Genomic DNA, 19,583 nt, shown 5'->3' with positions numbered 1-19,583 from the left:
GAACATTCCATAGAGGAATGGTTCTATGTGCCTATTTATCGCTTTTTTCACCTACAAGACCGCCGTACAACGTCCTCTATTCCTGATAAGCATAAAAAACTGGAGGACCCATGAGCGAATCTTTGGCTTCGAAGGCAGCGCCTGGCGCAGCGGAGCGGGCGGTTGGGAAGACCGCGTCCATGACCCGCTATCGCTGGGTGGTGCTGGCGGTCATCGTGGTCGTGTACATGCTCGCGGCGGCCGATCGGGCCAATATCGGCATCGCGTTGCCCTATATCCAGAAGGAGTTCGGTGCGACCAATGCCGAGGTAGGCCTGCTGGTCAGCGCTTTCTTCCTGTTCTATTCCCTTGGCCAGATACCCGCCGGCTTTCTGCTCAGCAAAGTCAGCGTGCGTGTAGTTGCTCCCGCCGCGATTGGGCTCACCTCAGTCGTCACGCTGTTGATAGGTACCTCCCACAGCATCGGCATGCTCAAGCTCTATCGCTCCGCCCTGGGCGTGGCGGAGGCTGCCTTGCCGCTATCCATGCTGAGTACCATCAATCGCTGGTTTCCGCCGCGGGAGAAGGGCATGGCTACCGGAGCCTTTTTGTCTGCAGCGAAGATGGGGGCGGTCATTGCGCCGCCGGTAGGCGCTGCGCTGATCCTGCTGGATGGCTGGCGGACCATGTTCATCGCCTTCGCCGTTCCTGGGGTACTGCTGGCGCTGTTGTGGTGGTGGCTGGTCCCGAACGATCCGCGGACCTGCAAGCGGGTGAGCGACGCCGAGGCTGAACATATCGAGGATCAGACGACCATGCAGAATGGCGCGGTCCGCATACACAAGGACTTCGGCACCTTCGACCGGGTTCTGCGTTATGAGCGTACGCCCACCCTGGAGACGTCCCGATCCGTCTTCAGATCCTGGAACGTGTGGGGCTGCGGTCTGGGCTATCTGCTCATGACCGGTGTGGTGAACGTGCTGCTGGCCTGGCTTCCCAAATACCTGGGCGAGGTGAAGCACTTCGAGCTGATGCAGGTGGGCTTCGTGGCTGCGCTGCCCTTTGTCGGTGGCGTGCTGGGCAACATCGTCGGCGGCTGGCTATCGGACCGGATCCTGGATCGCCGCCGCAAACCCACGATGATGATCAGCGCGGTCGCCACCTGCCTGATGATGATCGCCCTGGTCTATGCGCCCAACGGCCTGCTCGCGGTCAGTCTGTTGCTCTTCGGTACCGGCTTTCTGCTCAACATCGGCTACTCGTCGTTTTCGGTCTATTCGATGAGCCTGACGACTCGCAAGACCTATCCGGTCGCCGCGTCGGTCGTCAACAGCGCCGGCCAGGCGGGCGGGGCCATGGCGCCGCTGATCACCGGTTTTCTGTTGGACAGCTATAGCTGGACGGCGGTGTTCATCTTCCTCGGTGTCTGCTCCCTGGCGGCCCTGGCCTTCGTGCTGACCATTTCCGAGCCGGCTACCGCGCCTGCCGAAGCCGCTGCTGCCTAGCCGAAAGGGCCTGGAGTGCCAGGGTTGCGTCCGCGGCGTGATCGGTCCTACCGACCACGCCGCCGTTCCCGTGACGGCAGGGCCGCCAGGCGGTCCGGGGCTAACGCTGCAACTGTTTGGTGAAGTCGCAGAGCTGCGTAGCCAAGGTCGCGATCTCGGCCACGAAGGTCGAAGGCCGATCATTGCGATACATCGCCATGTAGGGGACCGGAGGCAGTTCGGGATCGGTCTCGACGATGGCGAGTTTTCCTTCGTCGACCAGCGGCCGGAAGCACTCGCGCGGCAGATAGGTGACGCCCAGGCCCGCCGAGGCCAGTCCAAGCATGGCGGTGAGGCTGTCGGAGGAGAGAATCCTGGGCAGCTCGATGCCCCGTGCATGCAGCCAGCGATTCACGAACAGCCCCGATCCAGACTTCTTGCCCTGCATCAGCATGGGATACCTGGCCAGTTCTGCCAGGCTCACCACCCCCGAACTGCGGACCAGCCCCGGCGCCGCCATCCAGGCATTCTCCACCGTCGCCAGCGGCACGCTGGTGACCTCGGGTGCCGTGAAGGTATCCGGGATCACGATGAGGTCGACCAGGTCGTCCATCAGGCGCTCATGGAGGTTGCGACTCATGTCGACCTCGGGCTCCACGGTAAGCCCGGGAAAATCCTCGACCAGGCGCGTGACCAGCCGAGGTAGCCAGGTCCAGGCGGTGAGCTCCGTGACGCCGAGCCGCAGCCGGCGCGTGGTGACGTGCTTGCCGTCCTTGAGCGAACTGATGCGCTCGCTAAGATCGAGCATCTCCCGCGCAATGACCAGAAGCTCTTCACCCTCGGCAGTGAAACGGGCACCCCGCTGCGAGCGATCGAACAGCTGCAGGCCCGTGGAGGACTCCAGCTCCTGCACCCGTTTCGAGATGGCCGACTGGGTTGTGTTGAGGTGCTCGGCAGCCCTTTCGAACGTACCCAGCCGTTCGATCCAGTGCAGTGCCAGCAATTGCCGAAGCGTGACCATTAGCATTCCTTCCAGGCATGAATGACCATACCTTAATATCGCTTTTTCTATTTGGCCACAGGCCTATCCTCGACGTAATCCAACAAGAGGAGCCCCCATGACCGTCATCGCTTCCAGTCCAACCGCGCTGGTCGAAGCCTTCGCCCGCACCTCCACCTCGATCATCAGCGATTGTCTCGATCGGCTTCCTGGCGCCCCGTTGCGGCCCTTCCACCGTATCGAAGGCACCATGGCCGGCCTTGCACTCACCGTCAAAGTACCCGCCGGCGACAACCGCGCCATCCACCAGGCGCTGGAACTCCTCGTGCCTGGTCAGGTGCTGGTGGTCGATGGCGGTGGAGACCTGAGTCGCGCCCTGATGGGAGACATCATGGCGGCTATCGCGGAAAAGCGCGGTGCCGCGGGAGTGGTGGTCGACGGGGCGATTCGCGACCTGGCGACGATCAGCAAAGGCAGCTTTCCCATCTTCGCCCGCGGCGGCTACCACCGTGGCCCCTACAAGAACGGCCCTGGCGAGATCAACGTGCCGGTGAGCATTGGCGACATGATCGTGTCCCCGGGTGACCTCGTCGTGGGCGACCATGACGGCATCGTCGCCTTTCCCATCGCCCAGGCCGCTGAGCTGCTCGATCGGTGCCTGGCGACCGAACGCAAGGAAGCGGACATGCTGGCGCAAATTGCCGCTGGAACCTACCGGGGCGCCTACGCGACCCATTGATTACGGAATAGCAAATGAAGATAGCGATTATCGGCGCAGGCGAAGTGGGCCTCACCTATGCGAACCCTTGGGTGGCAGCGGGTCACGAGCTCATATTGTGTGATCTCAAGCCGTCACCCAGAGCCCAGGATTTTGCCAAAGAGCATGGCCTGGCCCTCTTCACCTCGATAGAGGAGGCGATATCCGACTGCGACATCGTCGTCTCGTGCGTCTTCGGTACCGTCTCGCTTCAGGTCGCCGAACAGGCGCTCGCCCCTATGCAGGCGGGTGCGCTGTTCATCGACATGACCACCGCGGATCCGCAGCAGATCAGGCAGGCTGCGGCCATCGCGGCCGAGCGCGCGATACCCTACGTGGATGTGGCGATTCTGGGTGCCATCGCGCTGACGCAGGCCAGGACCAACCTGCTGGGTGCGGGCGTTGGCCTGGAGCGCGCGGTTGCCCTTTTCGCCGAAGCCGGCGCACCGCTCAAGCCGGTCGAGGGAGGCGCTGCAGGCGATGCCGCCGCCTTGAAGATCCTGCGCAGCGTCTTCACCAAGGGGCTGGAGGCCCTGACCATCGAGTGCTTCATGGCGGCGGAAAAGCAGGGCATCACGGAACAGCTCCACGATGCCCTGAGCGACATCGACCAGGCGTCGCTCAGAGACTTTCTCGGCGCCCTGATCAGAACGCATGTCGTGCATGCTCCGCGTCGTCTCAAGGAAGTCGAAGAGGCCGAGCGCCAACTGCGGGTAGCCGAGATGCCGGTCGCGGTGTTGCCGGGGGTCAGGGAGGTGTTCGCGCGCACCTCCGACCAGCTGGCGAAGGAACCTCTCGAAACGGCTTCGCCCACCCTTGACCAGGCCTTCGACTGGCTGTTCAAGGCGAATGGGGTCGTCAGGTAGGGAAGCATTCGACGCAACGCCGAGCGAAGATCGCCCGCTCGGCGCTCTCGCTCACCTAACCGCGCCGCCTGCCGTCGTGCTAACGAACGCCCAGTCCGTCCAGTAGCCATTTCTTGAATACCTCTGCCGCTTCGTTGCGAGTGCGGCTTTTGGGATAGGCGAGAAAGTGGCCGACGTACTGGATGTCGTGGGTCAGGCTGCGCAGGGGGGCCACCAGGCGGCCTTCCTGCAGTTCCCTTTCAGCCAGGAGCGTGGACTCCAGGACTACCCCCATGCCATTGACCGCAGCGGCGATGGCCATGGCGCTGCGATCGAAGCGCAGGGAGTAGTGATGCACCGGCAGCAGGTGATTGGCTTCGAACCAGCCCTTCCATTGCAGCATCTGCACATCGCACTGGATCAGCGTGTGCTGGTGCAGATCCTGTGGCGTCTTGATGGCCTCGGCCAGCGCGGGGGAGCAAAGGGGCGTGAGATGCTCGACGGCCAGCGGGACGTGTTCGCAGAAGTCCTGGCGGGGTTCGCCGTAGACGATGTCGAGATCGAAATCGTCGTTCTCGAACCGCGCATAGTCCGTGCTCGCGGAGAAGCGCAGATCGATGTGGGGATGCTTCTTCACGAAATCCGGAAGCCTAGGCAAGAGCCACTGCGTCGCGAAGCTGGGGGCGGTGTGCAGGCGGAGCGGGGGCGGTTCGCTCGCCTGGATGAGTGAGAGCCCTCTGTGCATCTCGCCCAGTCCACGCTGAACGTGCTCGAGCAAAAGGCGGCCTTTGCTGGTGATGCGAACCTCGCGTGTGCTGCGCTCGAACAGGACGAGCTCGATGGATTCTTCGAGCTTGCGAATGGAGTGGCTGACCGCACTGGAGGTGATGCCGAGTTCCTGGGAGGCCAGGGCAAAGGATTCGGTTCTGCCGGCAGCCTCGAAGACCTTGAGGGTGGTCAGGGGCACACGCCTGAGCAGGTTGATACGTGAATTGGATTCATCCATTGCTGTTAAAAACTCCTTTGTCCGCCTAGTTTTCCCGATGGTAGCGTGGTTTCCAGGCCGCTCACTGTGCTTTGGATGAATTTGAAGCACCTGTCCTGAGCAGGCCTGCACATCGAGGAATTCATAATGACAATAAATTCCGTGGCCGCTGCTCCGGCGGTGGAACCACTCGACCGCCTGGCCTATCACGCCTGGCGAATCCGCCGTTTTGCCCTGCGCATGGGTGAAGTCCAAGGCCAGGGCTATGTAGGCCAGGCCCTCGGTTGGGCCGATGTCCTGGCCGTCGCCTATTGCCACGCCATGAATCTCGACCCTGGCGATCCCGAGTGGGATGGCCGGGATCGATTTCTGCTCTCCCATGGCCATTACGCGATAGCGCTCTACGCCGCGCTACTGGAAGCGCAGGTGATTCCCGAGAGCGAGCTGGAGAGCTATGGCGCGGATGACAGCCGGCTGCCGATGTCGGGAATGGCCACCTACACGCCGGGAATGGAGATCTCCGGTGGATCGCTTGGCCAAGGGCTCGCCATCGGTGTGGGCATGGCGCTCGGATTACGGCTCAAGAGCAACCCGGCGTGGGTCTTCAACTCCATGTCCGATGGCGAACTGGACGAAGGGGCGACCTGGGAGGCCGCGATGTCGGCCGCCCACCACAAGCTGACCAATCTCATCGCATTGGTGGATCTGAACAAGCAGCAGGCCGATGGCGATTCCAACGACATCCTTGGCTTCGAGCCCCTGGTTGATAAATGGCAGGCGTTCGGTTGGCACGTACAGCGCGTGGACGGCAATGACCTGGCCGCCGTGCTCGCGGCGTTCGATACCGCGATGGCGCTACCCGAGCCCAAGCCGCGGGTCATCCTGTTCGACACCCTGATGGGCAAGGGCGTGGACTTTCTCGAAGCCCGGGAGAAGAACCACTTCATCCGCGTCGAGCCCCATGAATGGCAACAGGCGCTCGACGTGCTCGATGGCAACTATCAGCGGGAGGCGCAGTGACATGAGTGTCGACACCTTGAAAAAGCCGCGCCTCACCACCTCGGCGATGATCGCCTCGATTGCCAGTGAAGGGCAGCGTACCGAGGCTGCACCCTTCGGGCAGGCGCTCATCGCGGCGGCTGCGCGGGATTCGCGCATCGTCGGCATGACTGCGGATCTTTCCAAGTACACGGACCTGCATCTCTTCGCCCGGGAGTACCCGGATCGTTACCTGCAGATGGGGATGGCGGAGCAGCTGTTGATGGCCGCGGCCGGCGGCCTGGCGAAGGAAGGCCTGGTGCCGTTCGCCACGACCTATGCCGTGTTCGCCACCCGACGGGCGTATGACTTCATCCATCAGGTCATCGCCGAAGAGAACCTGAACGTCAAGATATGCGCAGCCCTGCCAGGCCTCACCACCGGCTACGGCCCCAGCCATCAGGCCACCGACGACCTCGCGCTGATGCGCGCGATACCCGGTCTGACCGTGGTCGACCCCTGTGATGCCCTGGATACCACCCAGGCGGTCGCCGCCATCGCCGCCCACGACGGGCCGGTCTACATGCGCCTGCTGCGGGGCAAGGTGCCGATGGTCCTGGATCAGTACGACTACCGGTTCGAATTGGGCAAGGCCAAGTTGCTGCGTGACGGACGCGACGTGCTGATCATTTCCAGCGGCATCATGACCATGCGGGCGCTGGAAGTTGCCGACGCCATGGCCGATGGCAGTGCCGACGTCGCGGTGCTGCATGTGCCGACGATAAAACCGCTGGACGAGGCCACCCTCATCGAGCAATGCCGCCGTAGCGGTCGCCTGGTGGTGGTCGCCGAAAACCACAGCACGGTGGGCGGGCTGAGCGAGGCGGTCGCCCTGACCCTCCTGCGCGCGCGCGTACATCCTGAATTCCGGCAGATCGCCTTGCCTGATCGGTTTCTCGACGCTGGCGCCTTGCCGACGCTGCACGACCGTTACGGTATTTCCACGACCGCCATGGTCGCCCGCATTCAAGGCTGGTTGGGTTAGGAGGCAGCATGAACGTAGCTTTCGTAGGGTTGGGCGCCATCGGGTTGCCCATGGCGGTACAGATCCAGCGCGCCGGGCACCGAGTCATCGGCATCGAATTGGCAGACGTGTCCCGGGAGCGGGCGGCAGCGGAGGGCTTGGAGGCGGTCGCCGATTGGCGGGCGTTGATCGATGCCGACGTCGTCGTGGTGATGGTGGCGACGCCGGCGCAGTTGGCGTCCCTGGTCAGCCAGTGCGACGGGCTTCGTGCCGGCCAGCACTGGATTGTCATGAGCACCGTGGGGCCGGCATCCGTTCGCGAGCAGGCCAATCGCCTTCAGGCGCAGGGTATCCGTGTCGTGGATGCGCCAGTCACTGGCGGGGTGGCCCGCGCCCTTACCGGAAGCCTGCTGATCTTCGCTTCGGGTTCGGCGGAGGCCGTAGCCCATTGCGAACCCGTCCTGCGGGCGATGGGAGAGGTCAAGAATGCCGGCGTCCAGGTGGGCGATGGGCAGGCCATCAAGGTGGTCAACCAGCATCTGTGTTCCGTGCACCTGGTAGCCGCCGCCGAGGCGCTGAGTCTTGCCCAATCCCTGGGGCTTGACCCCGCCCAGGTTCTGGAGCTGGTCGAGAAGGGCGCTGGTGGTTCCTGGATGCTCAGCGACCGGGGCCCGCGCATGCTGGAGGGAACAACTACCCGCGTGACCAGCATGGTGGACATCTTCGTGAAGGACAGCGGCCTGGTCGCCGAGGCCGCCCAGGCCTGTCAGGCCGCGGTGCCCCTGCTCGACACCGCCCATGCCCGTTTCACGGCGGCGGCTGCGGCGGGGCTCGGCCAGCGGGACGACAGTCGCGTCATCGAGACCTGGCGCTAGCCAAGACGGATTACAGCTTCTCGGCTTCACCACCAGAGGCAGACACCCGCCTCATTACAACAACAATAGGTAGCGGAGTTATCCATGCATCCTTCAGATAGCAAGGCCATGCCGGCTCGGGACAATGCCGGAAAAGTCTCTTTCGCCTCCATGATCGGCTCGGCGGTCGAGAGTTACGATTTCTTCATCTACGGAACGGCCGCCGCTGGCTGGTTCGGCAGCGTGTTCTTCCATACGACCGAACCCATCGTCGGCATCCTGGCGGCCTTCGCCACCATGGCGGTCGGCTTCTTCATGCGCCCGCTGGGCGGCTATCTTGCCGGCCACTACGGTGATCGCATCGGGCGCAAGGCCATCCTGCTCTGGTCGCTCATCGCCATGGGCGGCGCCACGGTATTGATCGGCGCCTTGCCGACCTACGAGCAGGCCGGGGTAGTCGCGCCGTTGTTGCTGATCCTGCTCCGGATGATCCAGGGGATCGGCTTCGGTGCCGAGTGGGGCGGGGCGGTGCTAATGGCCTGCGAGCATGCCCCGCCGCAGCGGCGAGGCTTCTTTGGCGCCGTTCCGCAGATCGGCATTCCGCTGGGCCTGTTGATGGCCAATGGCGCCTTCCTCGCATCCGGTGCGCTGTTCGAGGGCGACTGGGTCTGGCGTGCGCCCTTCCTGGCATCGGTGGTGATGGTCGGCGTGGGCATGTACATCCGGATGGGAGTCAGCGAATCACCGGAATTCGAGAAGATGAAGGCGGAAAACACCCTGGTCAAACAGCCGGCGCTCGAGGTGATCCGTAACGACTGGAGAAAGATCCTGCAGATCATCGGCCTGCGGCTCGCCGAAACCGGGGGCTACTACCTGGCGACCAGCTTCATGCTTTCCTACGTCCTGCTGGCGGGCGTCGCGACCAAGGAAAACGTGCTCTGGGGGACCATGATCGGGTCGGCACTCGGCCTGCTCAGCCACCTGCTGTTTGGTGCCCTGAGCGATCGAGTTGGGCGCAAGCCGGTGTTCCTGCTGGGATCGCTGTTCACCATTGCATTCGGCATACCCCTGTTCCTGCTGATCAACAGTGGCGTGTTCGTCATGGTCATCGTGGCGGTGGCGCTGTCCCTGCTGCTTAGTCACGATCCGATCTTCGCCGTCGAAGCCAGCTGGTTCACCGAGCAGTTCCCGCCCAATGTGCGTACCTCGGGCATTTCCCTGGGCTACAACGGCGCCTCCATGATCGCGGGCCTGCTGCCGTTCCTCGCGACCGGGCTGTTTGCCGTGGTGGGCTGGATGGGACCCGCGCTGCTGTTCAGTTCGCTCGGGGTGATTTCCACGCTCTGCGCGCTGCGGATGCCGGAAACAGCGCCTGCGGTTGCCGGTACCAAGCGCGAGCCCATGGTGGCGCGGCGGTCCGTCACGCTGGGTTGAGTTCGCTTTCGGTCGTGCCCTCGGGCTGGCTGGGCTGACCACCACGACGCCTACGCCCGGCTCAGCTGGCGCTACCAGGCCATGCAGCGCCTTGGCCCTGCCGCAATGGCAGGGCCAGGGAGGTCATCCCTCGCGGCAGAGCAGTCATACGTTAGTAGTCAGGTCGCCGCTTGAGCGGGCTGACCGAGCAGTTCATCCAGAATACTCAGCCGAAACTGCCGCTGCAGCGTCACCGCATAAAAGCACTCGGCGATCTCCGGCAATTCGGCGTATAGCTGCAGCACACCGCTGCGCAACTCGTCTTGGACCACCACGGTGGGCAGCAGCGCCATGTCGCCGGAGTCGCGGGCGAGCAGGCGCAGCATGGCCATGTCGTCGACCTCGGCGCAGATCAGCGGGCTCAGCCCCTGGCCGCTGCAATAGACCTCGAACTGGCTGCGCACGTCACTGCTGCGACCAGGCACGATCAGCCGCGCCTGTTGCAGGTCGCGGTGCACGTCGAAGGGTCGGCTGTCCTGGCGAGGCGGGCCGATCAGGCACACCGGCTGGCGATGCAGCAGGCGACATTGCCAGGTGCGCTGGCTGTCGGCGCTGACCGCCTGGTTGGTCAGCACCACGTCCAGCTTGTGCAGGGCCAGGCGTTCCAGCAGCGCGTCCACACCGCCAGATTCCAGGGTGAGCACCAGATCCTCACGGCCGAGAAAGGGGCGTAGCAGGTTCTCCTGGAAGTTGCGCGAGAGGGTCGCCACGGAGCCGATGCGCAGAGTCTGATTCGTCTGGCGGGCGTTCTGCAGGGTGTTCTGCAGTTCACTACCCAGGGCGAAGATGGTTTCGGCGTAATCCAGTACCAGTTGCCCGGCTTCGGTCAGCCGCAGGCTGCGTCCGGAGCGGATGAACAGGGGATGGCCGAGCTGATCCTCCAGCACGCGGATCTGGGTGGAAAGCGCGGACTGGGAAACGTGCAGCGCCTCGGCGGCGCGGGTGAGGTTGCCTTCCTTGGCCACGGCCCAAAAGTAGTGCAGGTGATGAAAATTGAGTCGGCGCATGGATGGTTCTTCAAAAGTGAACGTTAGGTTCTTATCAATCTATTTTAAATAATTCGTACACATCCGGACACTAGTGACCTCTGGTGTTCAAGGAGTGTGCACGATGTCTAGCCTGCTGTTTTCCCTGGCGCCGCTGTTGCCCTGGGTCTATGCCCTGGCGCTGTTACCAGTGGCCCTGGTCACTTCACCTCGCCGCTTCTGGTGGCCCGCCCGGGTGGCGGGTTATCTGGGCTTTTTCCTGGTCCTCGCCGCCTGGCTGCAGGCCGTGTTCGCCGGGCAGCACCACGACCGCCTCGGCCTGGCGATGGCGGGGCTGATCAGTCTGCTGGCGCTGGTGATCATCGAGTATTCCCAGCGCTATCTGGAGGGTGAACCAGGGCAAAGGCGGTATGTGCTTGCGCTGCTTGCCACCCTCGCGGCGGTGGCTACGGTAGTGACCAGCGCCAATCTGTACCTGCTGGTCGGTGCCTGGATCCTGTCCAGTCTGTGCCTGCATCAGTTGCTCACCTTCTACCCCGACCGCCCTCAGGCCGTGGTGGCCGCCCACAAGAAATTTCTCGCCAGCCGCCTGGCCGATATCTGCCTGCTGCTGGCGACCCTGTTGCTGGTACAGGCGAGCGGTGACAGCCAGATCACGAAGATCCTCACTGCCGTGACCGCCCAGGTGCAGGCCAACGGTCAGCTCGGCTGGGAACTGCAGGCGGCGGCGCTGCTGCTGGCCCTGGCGGTGATCCTCAAGTCGGCCCAGTTGCCGGTGCATGGCTGGCTGATCCAGGTGATGGAAGCCCCGACGCCGGTATCGGCCTTGCTGCATGCCGGTGTGGTCAACCTGGGTGGCTTCCTGCTGCTGCGCTTCGCGCCGCTGTTTTCCGTCGCCGTGCCGGCGCAGAGCCTGCTGGTGCTGGTGGGGGGACTGACGGCGGTCCTCGCGGCGCTGGTGATGATGACGCGGATCAGCATCAAGGTCCGCCTCGCCTGGTCGACCTGCGCGCAAATGGGGCTGATGCTGCTGGAATGTGGGCTGGGACTGTACGAGCTGGCCCTGGTGCACCTGCTGGCCCACTCGCTGTACAAGGCGCATGCCTTCCTGGCGGCCGGGGATACGGTGGCGCACGCGCGGCAACGGGCGCTGCAGCCGCCAACGCCGGTCCCCGAGTTGGGTGGCCTGGTGCGTGCGCTGCTGCTGGCGGTCCTGGCCCTGATAGGGGTCAAGGGACTCTGGGCCTGGCTGCTACCGGACCTTGCGCTGCCCTGGGTGGCCCTGACGATCCTGGCCATCGGCCTGGCGCCCTGGTGCCTGGGTCGCGGACAGCGGGTCCATGGGCTGCTCATGTTCAGCCTGCTGCTGGGCGCCTACCTGCTCTGGCACCAGGTGGCCGGCTGGCTGCTAGACCAGCGCCTTGCCGAGGCACCGCTGCCATTGAGTGGCTTGGCGATGGGGTTGCTGCTCGGCCTCTACCTGCTGCAAGGCCTGCTTCTGGCCCATCCCCATGGCGCCCTGGCCCGGCGACTCTATCCGCTGGCCTTCGCCGGCTTCTACCTGGATGAACACGTCACCCGTCTGACCTTCCGCCTGTGGCCGGCGCGCACGCCGCAGCCCGTTATGGCACCCTCCGGAGCCCGCCCATGACTGCCTTCGAACCCACGCCCGACCTCGAATACCAGGCCCTGCACGAAGTGGCGCGGCAGGCCTGCGCGCGCATTGCGCCGACCTGGCCGCTGGACCGAATGATCGCGGTCAGCCCGCTATGGGAACGTCGCGATCAGGCCTGGCAGACCGTTGCCGCACAACTCTGGCAGCGCGCCGGTAGCCGCCTCACCCTGAGCGCCGCCGACTATCGCCAGGCCTGGCAAGACGGCCGTATCGCCGAACGCCATCTGCAACAGGCATTGGCCGAACAGGGCGAGTCCTGCAAGCCGGCACGGCTGCTGGAGGCCCTGGATGCCTCCGCAGAGGCCTGTCCGGGGTTGCCGCTCCTGGAGGATCTCGCCGAGCCAGGCAGTTCGCTCCCGGGTTGGCCGACCCTGATCACCCAACAGATTGGCCAGAGCTGCGCGGCCTGGTTCGATCACGAGCAAGCGGACTGGCGTCCCGCAAACAGTACCGGACTCTATCAGGCCTGGCACGCCAGCCTGCTGGCCGACCGCGGCCTGACCGTCCTCAGCGCCTGTCGCGATCTGCACCAGCGCATCGCCGAGTTGCCCGCCGAGCCCCGGGCGGCCCTGGAAGTGGCGGTGCAGCGACTGGGCTTGGCGGCGGAAGACTGGGCGCCCTGGTTCGATTGCCTGCTGCTGCGTAGCCTGGGTTGGGCGTCCTGGTGCGCTTACCAGCGCTGGCAGGCCAGGCTGGAGGGTGGGGATGACCAGACTTTGCTCGACTTGCTGGCCATCCGCGCCGCCTGGGAATGCCTGGTGGATGATCGTCGGCGCGACGCTGATAGCCGCTGGCAAATTTGGCGCTCGGCCTGGCAGGCGCGGCTGCAGCAACCCCCATCGGCCAACTGGCAGGCGCTGCAGCTGTGGCAGCGCGCCGATGAGCTGGCCTGGCAGGAGCAATTGCAACAGGCCCTGTGCCAGAGCGCCCCGGCAGCCTTGCCCCAGGCACCGCTGGCCAAGCTGTTCTTTTGCATCGACGTGCGCTCCGAACCGCTGAGGCGCGCCCTGGAGCAGGCGTGCCCTGAACTCGAGACGGGCGGCTTCGCCGGTTTCTTCGGCTTGCCCATCGCCTACACCCCCCTGGGCACCAGCGCCACGCGCCCGCAGTTGCCGGGCCTGCTCGCCCCGCAGCTGCAGGTCAGTGAGGGCAGTGGCGATGCCGTCCAGGATCGGCAACTGGCGGCGGTGCGTCAGGATCGTCTGGCGCGCCAGGGCGGTTGGCGCCTGTTCGAGCGGTTGCCGGCTTCCACCTTCACCCTGGTCGAGAGTATTGGCCTGGGCTACGCCGGCGCCTTGCTGGGACGGACCTATGGGGTGAGTGAGGGTGTGCCGCAACCAGAGCGCATCGCCTGGCGCCTCGGCGAATGGCAACGCCTGCACCCCCAGCTGCCTGCCATGGCGATGCAACAGCAGGTCGATCTGGCCGCACGTATCCTCAAGGGCATGGGACTCAGCGGGCCCATGCCGGCGCTGCTGGTACTGCTCGGACACGGCAGCCAGAGCGCGAACAATCCCCAGGCGGCCGGCCTCGACTGCGGCGCCTGCTGTGGTCAGAGCGGCGAGGTCAATGCCCGTCTGCTGGCACGCCTGCTCAACGACAGCGAGGTCCGCGCGGGACTGCGCGCACGTGGGCTCGACCTGCCGCCGCACTGCCAGGTCCTTGCTGGCCTGCACAACACCACCACCGACGAGGTGCAGGTCTTCGCCCACGAGGAATTGCCCGCCGCCCTGCAGCCCGGCTGGCAGCGTCTGCGAGTGGCGCTGGACGTTGCCAGCCGTGAGGTGCGTCGTCAGCGGGCCGCCGCCCTGGGCCTGGCGCCGCTGCGTGAGCAGCCGGACAAGCTGCTCGGGCGGCTGCGGCGGCGTGCCCGTGACTGGGCGCAAACCCGGCCCGAATGGGGCCTGGCCGGCAATGCCGCCTTCATCGCCGCGCCGCGTGCCCGCACCCGCGGCGTGGACCTACAGGGGCGTGCCTTCCTGCATGACTACGACTGGCGGCAGGATGGGGACGGCCGGGTACTGGAGCTGATCATGACGGCGCCCATGGTGGTGGCGCACTGGATCAACCTGCAGTACTTCACCTCGACCACCGACAACCTGCGCTTTGGCAGCGGCAACAAGCTGCTGCACAACGTGGTCGGCGGCCATATCGGGGTGTTCGAGGGCAACGGCGGCGACCTGCGTATCGGTCTGGCCCGTCAGTCGTTGCACGATGGCCAGCAGTGGGTGCATCGCCCGCTACGCCTGCACGTGGTGATCGAGGCGCCCCGTGCGATGCTCGACCAGGTGATCGCGGCGCACGCGGTGGTCCGGGATCTGGTGCGCAATGGCTGGTTGTACCTGCTGCGTCTCGATGGAGCGCCGGCCTGCCTGGAGCAGCGCACGGCGGGGGGCTGGCAGCCCTTGCCAGAGGCTGGGGTGGGCGGCCAGCGGGCGCACTGAGGCGCTACCGGGACAACAGCTGCTGCCTGAGCAGAGGAAAGATCACCTCGCGGGTGAGGGGGGCCAGCGCCAGATCACAGGGCTCCAGCACCGACGCCCACAGCGCCTCCTCGATTTCGGCGGCAGGAATCGCGCGGTCGTCCGGCTTCATCGCCACCTGATACAGGGCGCAATCGACGATGAAGCCGGGTTCGTTGGCGGCGGGTGCCTGGTAGCTGCCGAGAAAGGTTGCAGCGTCCGCGGTGATGACCAGGCCGAGTTCTTCTTCCAGCTCGCGGATCAGGGCCGCCAACGGGAGCTCACCCTGATCCACCTTGCCTCCGGGTTGCATGAAGGCCGTGGTGCCGCGCTTGCGCACCAACAGCATCTGCTGGCGGTGATTCAGGAGGATGGCGGCGGCGATCTTGAGGGTAGTGGTCAACGTACGGGTACCGGTCGAGAGGGGCGGATCACCCTGCAGCCAGGAGGTCGAAAAGGCAACTGTCGTCGATCCGGCCGTTGCCCTGAGAGGAGGGCGCTTGAGGCGAGTCACAGGTCAAGGGCGTCGAGCAGGATCTTGAAGGGATCACCCCGGGGCCGCACCTTCTTGGGTAAGTCCGCGTCTTGAAACCAGGATTCATCCGCCTCGGGATGGGGGCCGCTCAAGACCACGACGCCGGCTCCGAAGCGATAGCGCGCAGCGGCGATATCGCCGTTGCCATAGACCCCTATCACGCGAAAACCGGTGCCGGACGTTTGTGGCAGATAAGGGCCATCCTGGAAAAACAGCCGATTCTTCTTACCACCCCATCGCACCCGCACCACGCTGTCTTCAAGGGAGGTGATCGGAAAGCCTGGACGACCGACCTCCGAATCCAGTTCCTGATCAATCAAGCCAAGATTGGCGGCGTCGGCCAGATAGGCGCCCATGCAGATCCCCAGGTATTGACCGCCACTAGCGACATAGGCGCGTATGGCTTCGATTCTGTCCTTGCCCAAACTGTGCAGGGCCGCCGCTATATCCTGACCGCCACCCGGCTGAACATAGGCCTCATAGCGCGCCAGGTTTGCAATGGAAACATCCAGGCGCTCAGTTGGCCCCAGGAAATCGACCCTATACGCCGGACCACGTCGTTCTAGGGCACCTTTCACCGCTTCGGCGCAGCCCGCACAGGCGGCAGGGCCGCGATAGACGGCGATCCGTATCAGGTCAGGCGCATCGAGATCGACCAGGCACAGTGCGGCCGATAGGCAGGTCAGCAGGAGAGCCGTCGCAAGGCCGAACACGCGCATAGGCAAAGGCTCGTAGCATCCGAGTGGTGAGCGAAGAGGTGAAGGCTGCGTCCAAGGCGGCAGATGGCTGCCCCTGTGCGATTGGCCGCGTGCCTGGCAGCACGGCAACGAACGTCGGCTGAACGGTCGGCGTTCGCGGCAGGGACCAGGCCGGGGTCAGAGATCGGTATGCAGCGAATAGCCATTGAACCCTGCGGCAAACAGTATGGCGCCCCAGAGGAAGAAGTCGGTTTGCAGGAACTCTCGCTTTATCGAGACCAACTTTATTCCGTTGTTCAAGGATATGGTGGGGTCAATAAGCCAGCCGAAAAGTACTGCCGTGACGCCTGCTATCATGGAGATTAAGCCGATGCTTTTTACCAAGTGCCTCACCCTGAGCTCCTCTTTTGCAAACATACTGCTTGGCAAATTAGCGTTGGACCAAGAGTAACTATCGAGAAAGTAAGCCGTGTAAAACTCTCTGTGCGGCTGTAAATGATTGTTAAATCGATATTGCGCACATGATTCCGAATTACTTGGTTCCTGGACGTTGGCCAGTCCGCCTCACGACTCGGGGCTCCACTCGCCACCCAGCGCGCGGAACAGTTCGACCTGGGAGACCATCAGCTGCAGCCTGGTCTCGATGAGGGCGTTGTCGGCCTGATAGAGGCTGCGCTGGCTGTCTAGCAGGTTCAGGTAGCTGTCCAATCCCTGGCGATAGCGTTCGGTGGCAAGTGCCAGGCTGCATGCGGTCGCCTCGCGCAGGCGTTGCTGGGCGGCGAGCTGGCGCGTCAGGGGACCATTGGCGACGAGCTGATCGGCCACCTCGCGAAAGGCGACCTGGATACTCTTTTCGTAACGCGCGACATCCTGGTCTCGCCGCACCTCTGCCAGCTTCAGGTTGGCGCGGTTACGCCCTCCATCGAACAGCGGTACCTGAAGCTGGGGTACGAAGCTCCAGACCTTATTGCCCACGCTGAACAGGCCGTCCAGGTCGGAGCTCAGGTAGCCCGCATTGGCCGTCAAGGTGATGCGGGGAAAGAAGGCCGCCCGCGCTGCACCGATGTTGGCGTTGGCGGCGCGCAGGCGATACTCGGCCGCGCGGATATCGGGGCGGCGCTCCAGCAGATCGGAGGGCAGGCCGACAGGTATCGGCTGGTCGAGACCCTGACGGGCGAGCGGCAGGGGTGCCGGCAGATCAGCGGGCGGATCTCCGCCTAGCAGCAGGCGTAGGGTGTTGTCTGCCTGGGCCCGGTTGCGCTCCAGCGCGGCAAGGTCGGCTTCAGCCAGCTCGACGCTGCTTTGCGCCTGCGCCAGATCCAGCGCCGAACCCAGTCCGGCGGCATGCCGCTGCTCGATGAGGGCGAGTCCGCGTCGGCGACCTTCCAGGGTGCTAAGGCTCACCGTCAGCCGCTCTTCCAGGGCGCACTGGTTCAGATAGGCCGTCGCTACCTCCGCGGTCAGCGACAGCTCCACAGCACGGCGTGTCTCGTCTTGGGCAAGGTATTCGTCGAGCGCCGCATCCCGCAGGTTTCCCAGCCTGCCAAACAGGTCTATTTCGTAGGCATTGGTTCCGAGACCGACGCTGTATCGATTACCGGTCTGGAGGGCGGATTTCTCCTCGTCGGATCGAGAGCCTTGGCTCTGCGTACGCTCCCGCGTCCGACTGGCAGTGGCGCTAACTTCCAGCATGAGGTCGGCGCGGCTGATGCGATAACGGGCTCGAGCCTGCTGGATATCCAGCACGACCAGGCGCAGGTCGCGGTTGCCATTCAGGGCTTGGTCCAGCAAGGCACGCAGATGCGGGTCCGCGAATAGTCGCTGACGGTCAGTGGGGATACCAGCGGTGTCGCTGGCCAGCGGATAGCGCGCCGGTATGGGCGCTGGCGGCCGTTCGTGGGGCGGTGCCAGGGAGCAGCCGGCAAGCAGGACGCTCAAGGCCAGGGTGATGCTCTTAGCCATGCTGGCACCACTCCCAGGCCGCGCGTGGCGCACGAGTAGGCAGGACAGGGCGACTGGGACAAGGGTGGTATCGAGGGCTGCGGGCCCCTGATTCAAGGGTGGGCGCAAGCCTGGGTGCTGATGGCGAAACATGGGGCATCCTCGTGGAGAACGCCATGGTAGGCGGCTCCCGTGGACCGTCTTGTAAAGGTCTGTAGGTCTCTTGTGAAAGAGTGTTAAGGCCTGGGCTTGAGCGCTCGGCGCTCCGTTATGCTCCGCGCTTTATTGCCGGGATGCCCCCTTGTGATGCCCTTGCTTATCGCCGAAGACGACACTGCCCTGGTCGGGCCCAGCGCCCCCTGCCTGGCGCGGCAGGACTACGCCGTGACCATCATCGGGCGTGTTGAACAGGACCTGATCGAGATGTTGTGCCTGGGTCCGCAGCAAGAGGGGCTCGATACCCTGTTGCCGGGTCTGGACGGCCGGCAGGGTTGCCTGCCCAGCCGGGTGGAGAAGGCTAGATGCTCAAGATCCTGATCCGACTCTATCTCGTTCTGTTGGCGACCTATGGCGCCGCCAGCTATCTGGTGCCCGAGGCGCTGGTACAGATGTTCAGCGATCGCTATAGCCGATACAGCCTGGAGCAGATGAATGGCCCGCTTAAGCTGGTCGAGCGCACCTTTGTAGAAGCGCCGCTTTCCCGGTGGCCCACGCTGCTGGCCGATCTGAATGCCGAGATTGCGCCTCTCGCCTTGCAGTTGGGGCTGCAAACCGATCCCCGGTTGACCCGCAGCGAGCGCCACGGCTTGGCGAAGGGCGAACGGCGGGTGCGCCTTGGCGACGACGGTGATCCCAGCATCGCCCTGGTACCGTTGCCTGGCGGGCAGGTGCTCTGGGTAGCCTTTCCCGAGGCGCCCACCGACATAGCGCTGACTTATTGGGCGATGAATGCCCTTATTGGCGCGGCGCTGCTGGTCTGCCTGTATTTCTGGTTGCGGCCCCACTGGCGAGATCTGGAACGGCTCAGGCGTACCGCGGCCCGCCTGGGCAAGGGGCATCTGCAGGAACGTACCGCCATTTCGCCGCGCTCGGACATCGGCCAGCTCGCCCGGGCGTTCGATGACATGGCGCAGGACCTCGAAACCCTGATCGTGCAGCAGCGTGACCTGCTCAATGCCGTCTCCCACGAACTGCGGACGCCACTCTCGCGCCTGGAATTCGGCCTGGCGCTGCTGCAAGCCGATCCGCTCCCTGCCGAGACGCAGCGCCGGCTCGAACAGCAGATTCGCCATGTGCGCGAGCTGGATGCGCTGGTCAACGAGCTGCTGTCCTACGGCCGCCTGCACGCCAGCCATGAGGCCCCCGAGCGCCAGTTGCTCAGGCTCGACGAGTTTCTGGACAGCGTCCTGGCGGATTTCAACGAGGAACAGGAAAGGCGGGGCGTCACCTTGAGCCTGAGTGTCGACCAGGCGCCGGAACGGGTGGTCCTGGCGCCACGGCTCACTGCCCGGGCCTTGCAGAACCTGGTCGGCAACGCCCTGAGGTATTGCCAGCAGCAGGTATGGCTGACCGTTCGCCGCGAGTCCGAAGGTTTGCTGATCTTGGTCGAGGACGACGGCGAAGGCATTCCGGCGGGCGAACGGGAGCGGGTATTCGAGCCCTTCTATCGGCTGGATCGCAGTCGGGATCGGACCACGGGAGGCTTCGGCCTGGGTCTGTCGATCAGTCGTCGGGCGATAGAGAAGCAGGGAGGGCGGCTCACCCTGGCCCAGAGCGAAAAGGGCGGGGCGCGGTTCGCCATCCTGCTGCCCGACCACCTCCTGGCTGACGTTGAAACACCATCGCACGCTGCTGCGCGTTACGCGGCGGACAGCGGTCCGCGCTTTTCTTCACCTTCCTGAATCAGT

The 19,583-nt window shown here is 64.6% G+C and carries 17 protein-coding genes; 11 read left to right on the top strand and 6 right to left on the bottom strand.

Going from position 1 to position 19,583, the window contains the following annotated elements; genetic code table 11:
• The first annotated feature begins 110 nt into the window (after positions 1-110).
• Positions 111-1,484: an MFS transporter gene (locus ACWPW1_RS13550; RefSeq protein WP_454253187.1), complete on the top strand. Its 1,374-nt coding sequence runs from the start codon at positions 111-113 to the stop codon at positions 1,482-1,484.
• A gap of 100 nt (positions 1,485-1,584) precedes the next feature.
• On the opposite strand, the gene ACWPW1_RS13545 is transcribed toward ACWPW1_RS13550, so the two are convergent.
• Positions 1,585-2,484 carry a LysR family transcriptional regulator gene (locus ACWPW1_RS13545; protein WP_059315248.1) on the bottom strand — a complete coding sequence of 300 codons (900 nt, stop codon included), beginning with the start codon at positions 2,482-2,484 and terminating at the stop codon, positions 1,585-1,587.
• Positions 2,485-2,581: 97 nt separating this feature from the next.
• Here ACWPW1_RS13545 and ACWPW1_RS13540 point away from each other — a divergent pair, with 97 nt between their 5' ends.
• Together ACWPW1_RS13540 and ACWPW1_RS13535 are read left to right on the top strand one after the other, a co-directional pair.
• Positions 2,582-3,202: an RraA family protein gene (locus ACWPW1_RS13540; protein ID WP_454253186.1), complete on the top strand. Its 621-nt coding sequence runs from the start codon at positions 2,582-2,584 to the stop codon at positions 3,200-3,202.
• Between the two features lie 14 nt (positions 3,203-3,216).
• Positions 3,217-4,086: an NAD(P)-binding domain-containing protein gene (locus ACWPW1_RS13535; RefSeq protein WP_454253185.1), complete on the top strand. Its 870-nt coding sequence runs from the start codon at positions 3,217-3,219 to the stop codon at positions 4,084-4,086.
• Positions 4,087-4,165: 79 nt separating this feature from the next.
• Here ACWPW1_RS13535 and ACWPW1_RS13530 read toward each other — a convergent pair whose 3' ends face one another.
• The gene (locus tag ACWPW1_RS13530) at positions 4,166-5,071 is read right to left on the bottom strand and encodes a LysR substrate-binding domain-containing protein (protein ID WP_454253184.1); all 906 of its coding nucleotides are present in this window, start codon (positions 5,069-5,071) and stop codon (positions 4,166-4,168) included.
• A gap of 126 nt (positions 5,072-5,197) precedes the next feature.
• Between ACWPW1_RS13530 and ACWPW1_RS13525 the strand changes: the two genes are divergently transcribed.
• From ACWPW1_RS13525 to ACWPW1_RS13510, 4 genes are all read left to right on the top strand, one after another.
• Positions 5,198-6,070, top strand: a complete 873-nt coding sequence (locus ACWPW1_RS13525; RefSeq protein WP_271655177.1) for a transketolase — start codon at positions 5,198-5,200, stop codon at positions 6,068-6,070.
• Between the two features lies 1 nt (position 6,071).
• A complete protein-coding gene (locus ACWPW1_RS13520; RefSeq protein WP_454253183.1) occupies positions 6,072-7,073 on the top strand; it encodes a transketolase family protein in 1,002 nt (333 codons plus the stop codon).
• A gap of 8 nt (positions 7,074-7,081) precedes the next feature.
• Positions 7,082-7,927, top strand: coding sequence for an NAD(P)-dependent oxidoreductase (locus ACWPW1_RS13515; RefSeq protein ID WP_454253182.1), 846 nt, complete (start codon positions 7,082-7,084; stop codon positions 7,925-7,927).
• 84 nt (positions 7,928-8,011) lie between these two features.
• Positions 8,012-9,340, top strand: coding sequence for an MFS transporter (locus tag ACWPW1_RS13510; RefSeq protein ID WP_454253181.1), 1,329 nt, complete (start codon positions 8,012-8,014; stop codon positions 9,338-9,340).
• A gap of 158 nt (positions 9,341-9,498) precedes the next feature.
• Here the strand turns inward: ACWPW1_RS13510 and ACWPW1_RS13505 are convergent, their stop codons facing one another.
• Positions 9,499-10,386 (bottom strand): LysR family transcriptional regulator, encoded by an 888-nt coding sequence (locus tag ACWPW1_RS13505; protein WP_454253180.1) that lies wholly within the window; start codon positions 10,384-10,386, stop codon positions 9,499-9,501.
• 103 nt (positions 10,387-10,489) lie between these two features.
• On the opposite strand from ACWPW1_RS13505, the gene ACWPW1_RS13500 reads away from it, so the two are divergent.
• Both ACWPW1_RS13500 and ACWPW1_RS13495 read left to right on the top strand, forming a co-directional pair.
• The gene (locus ACWPW1_RS13500) at positions 10,490-12,016 is read left to right on the top strand and encodes an NADH-quinone oxidoreductase subunit L (protein WP_454253179.1); all 1,527 of its coding nucleotides are present in this window, start codon (positions 10,490-10,492) and stop codon (positions 12,014-12,016) included.
• Positions 12,013-14,484: a YbcC family protein gene (locus ACWPW1_RS13495; protein WP_454253178.1), complete on the top strand. Its 2,472-nt coding sequence runs from the start codon at positions 12,013-12,015 to the stop codon at positions 14,482-14,484. Before ACWPW1_RS13500 ends, ACWPW1_RS13495 begins: the two co-directional genes overlap by 4 nt.
• Before the next feature lie 4 nt (positions 14,485-14,488).
• Here the strand turns inward: ACWPW1_RS13495 and ACWPW1_RS13490 are convergent, their stop codons facing one another.
• The 3 genes from ACWPW1_RS13490 to ACWPW1_RS13480 form a co-directional block, all read right to left on the bottom strand.
• Complete coding sequence (locus tag ACWPW1_RS13490; RefSeq protein ID WP_323149565.1) at positions 14,489-14,905, bottom strand: NUDIX hydrolase; 417 nt, start codon at positions 14,903-14,905, stop codon at positions 14,489-14,491.
• 107 nt (positions 14,906-15,012) lie between these two features.
• The gene (locus ACWPW1_RS13485) at positions 15,013-15,756 is read right to left on the bottom strand and encodes a BPL-N domain-containing protein (protein WP_454253177.1); all 744 of its coding nucleotides are present in this window, start codon (positions 15,754-15,756) and stop codon (positions 15,013-15,015) included.
• Positions 15,757-16,299: 543 nt separating this feature from the next.
• Complete coding sequence (locus ACWPW1_RS13480; protein WP_454253176.1) at positions 16,300-17,697, bottom strand: efflux transporter outer membrane subunit; 1,398 nt, start codon at positions 17,695-17,697, stop codon at positions 16,300-16,302.
• A gap of 285 nt (positions 17,698-17,982) precedes the next feature.
• On the opposite strand from ACWPW1_RS13480, the gene ACWPW1_RS13475 reads away from it, so the two are divergent.
• On the top strand, positions 17,983-18,213 hold the full coding sequence (locus ACWPW1_RS13475; protein ID WP_454253175.1) for a hypothetical protein: 231 nt from the start codon (positions 17,983-17,985) through the stop codon (positions 18,211-18,213).
• Positions 18,198-19,577 (top strand): ATP-binding protein, encoded by a 1,380-nt coding sequence (locus ACWPW1_RS13470; RefSeq protein ID WP_454253174.1) that lies wholly within the window; start codon positions 18,198-18,200, stop codon positions 19,575-19,577. Before ACWPW1_RS13475 ends, ACWPW1_RS13470 begins: the two co-directional genes overlap by 16 nt.
• The last annotated feature ends 6 nt before the right edge of the window (positions 19,578-19,583 follow it).

Source organism: Pseudomonas sp. Marseille-Q7302 (genome assembly GCF_965111925.1).
Note: the sequence above shows the minus strand (reverse complement) of the source record. Positions and strands in the feature narration are given on the sequence as shown.

Excerpts from the sequence above, each read along its gene's own strand:
- ACWPW1_RS13550 (WP_454253187.1), top strand. The coding sequence starts at position 111 with ATGAGCGAATCTTTGGCTTCGAAGGCAGCGCCTGGCGCAGCGGAGCGG.
- ACWPW1_RS13545 (WP_059315248.1), bottom strand. The coding sequence starts at position 2,484 with ATGGTCACGCTTCGGCAATTGCTGGCACTGCACTGGATCGAACGGCTG.
- ACWPW1_RS13540 (WP_454253186.1), top strand. The coding sequence starts at position 2,582 with ATGACCGTCATCGCTTCCAGTCCAACCGCGCTGGTCGAAGCCTTCGCC.
- ACWPW1_RS13535 (WP_454253185.1), top strand. The coding sequence starts at position 3,217 with ATGAAGATAGCGATTATCGGCGCAGGCGAAGTGGGCCTCACCTATGCG.
- ACWPW1_RS13530 (WP_454253184.1), bottom strand. The coding sequence starts at position 5,071 with ATGGATGAATCCAATTCACGTATCAACCTGCTCAGGCGTGTGCCCCTG.
- ACWPW1_RS13525 (WP_271655177.1), top strand. The coding sequence starts at position 5,198 with ATGACAATAAATTCCGTGGCCGCTGCTCCGGCGGTGGAACCACTCGAC.
- ACWPW1_RS13520 (WP_454253183.1), top strand. The coding sequence starts at position 6,072 with ATGAGTGTCGACACCTTGAAAAAGCCGCGCCTCACCACCTCGGCGATG.
- ACWPW1_RS13515 (WP_454253182.1), top strand. The coding sequence starts at position 7,082 with ATGAACGTAGCTTTCGTAGGGTTGGGCGCCATCGGGTTGCCCATGGCG.
- ACWPW1_RS13510 (WP_454253181.1), top strand. The coding sequence starts at position 8,012 with ATGCATCCTTCAGATAGCAAGGCCATGCCGGCTCGGGACAATGCCGGA.
- ACWPW1_RS13505 (WP_454253180.1), bottom strand. The coding sequence starts at position 10,386 with ATGCGCCGACTCAATTTTCATCACCTGCACTACTTTTGGGCCGTGGCC.
- ACWPW1_RS13500 (WP_454253179.1), top strand. The coding sequence starts at position 10,490 with ATGTCTAGCCTGCTGTTTTCCCTGGCGCCGCTGTTGCCCTGGGTCTAT.
- ACWPW1_RS13495 (WP_454253178.1), top strand. The coding sequence starts at position 12,013 with ATGACTGCCTTCGAACCCACGCCCGACCTCGAATACCAGGCCCTGCAC.
- ACWPW1_RS13485 (WP_454253177.1), bottom strand. The coding sequence starts at position 15,756 with ATGCGCGTGTTCGGCCTTGCGACGGCTCTCCTGCTGACCTGCCTATCG.
- ACWPW1_RS13480 (WP_454253176.1), bottom strand. The coding sequence starts at position 17,697 with ATGGCTAAGAGCATCACCCTGGCCTTGAGCGTCCTGCTTGCCGGCTGC.
- ACWPW1_RS13475 (WP_454253175.1), top strand. The coding sequence starts at position 17,983 with ATGCCCTTGCTTATCGCCGAAGACGACACTGCCCTGGTCGGGCCCAGC.
- ACWPW1_RS13470 (WP_454253174.1), top strand. The coding sequence starts at position 18,198 with ATGCTCAAGATCCTGATCCGACTCTATCTCGTTCTGTTGGCGACCTAT.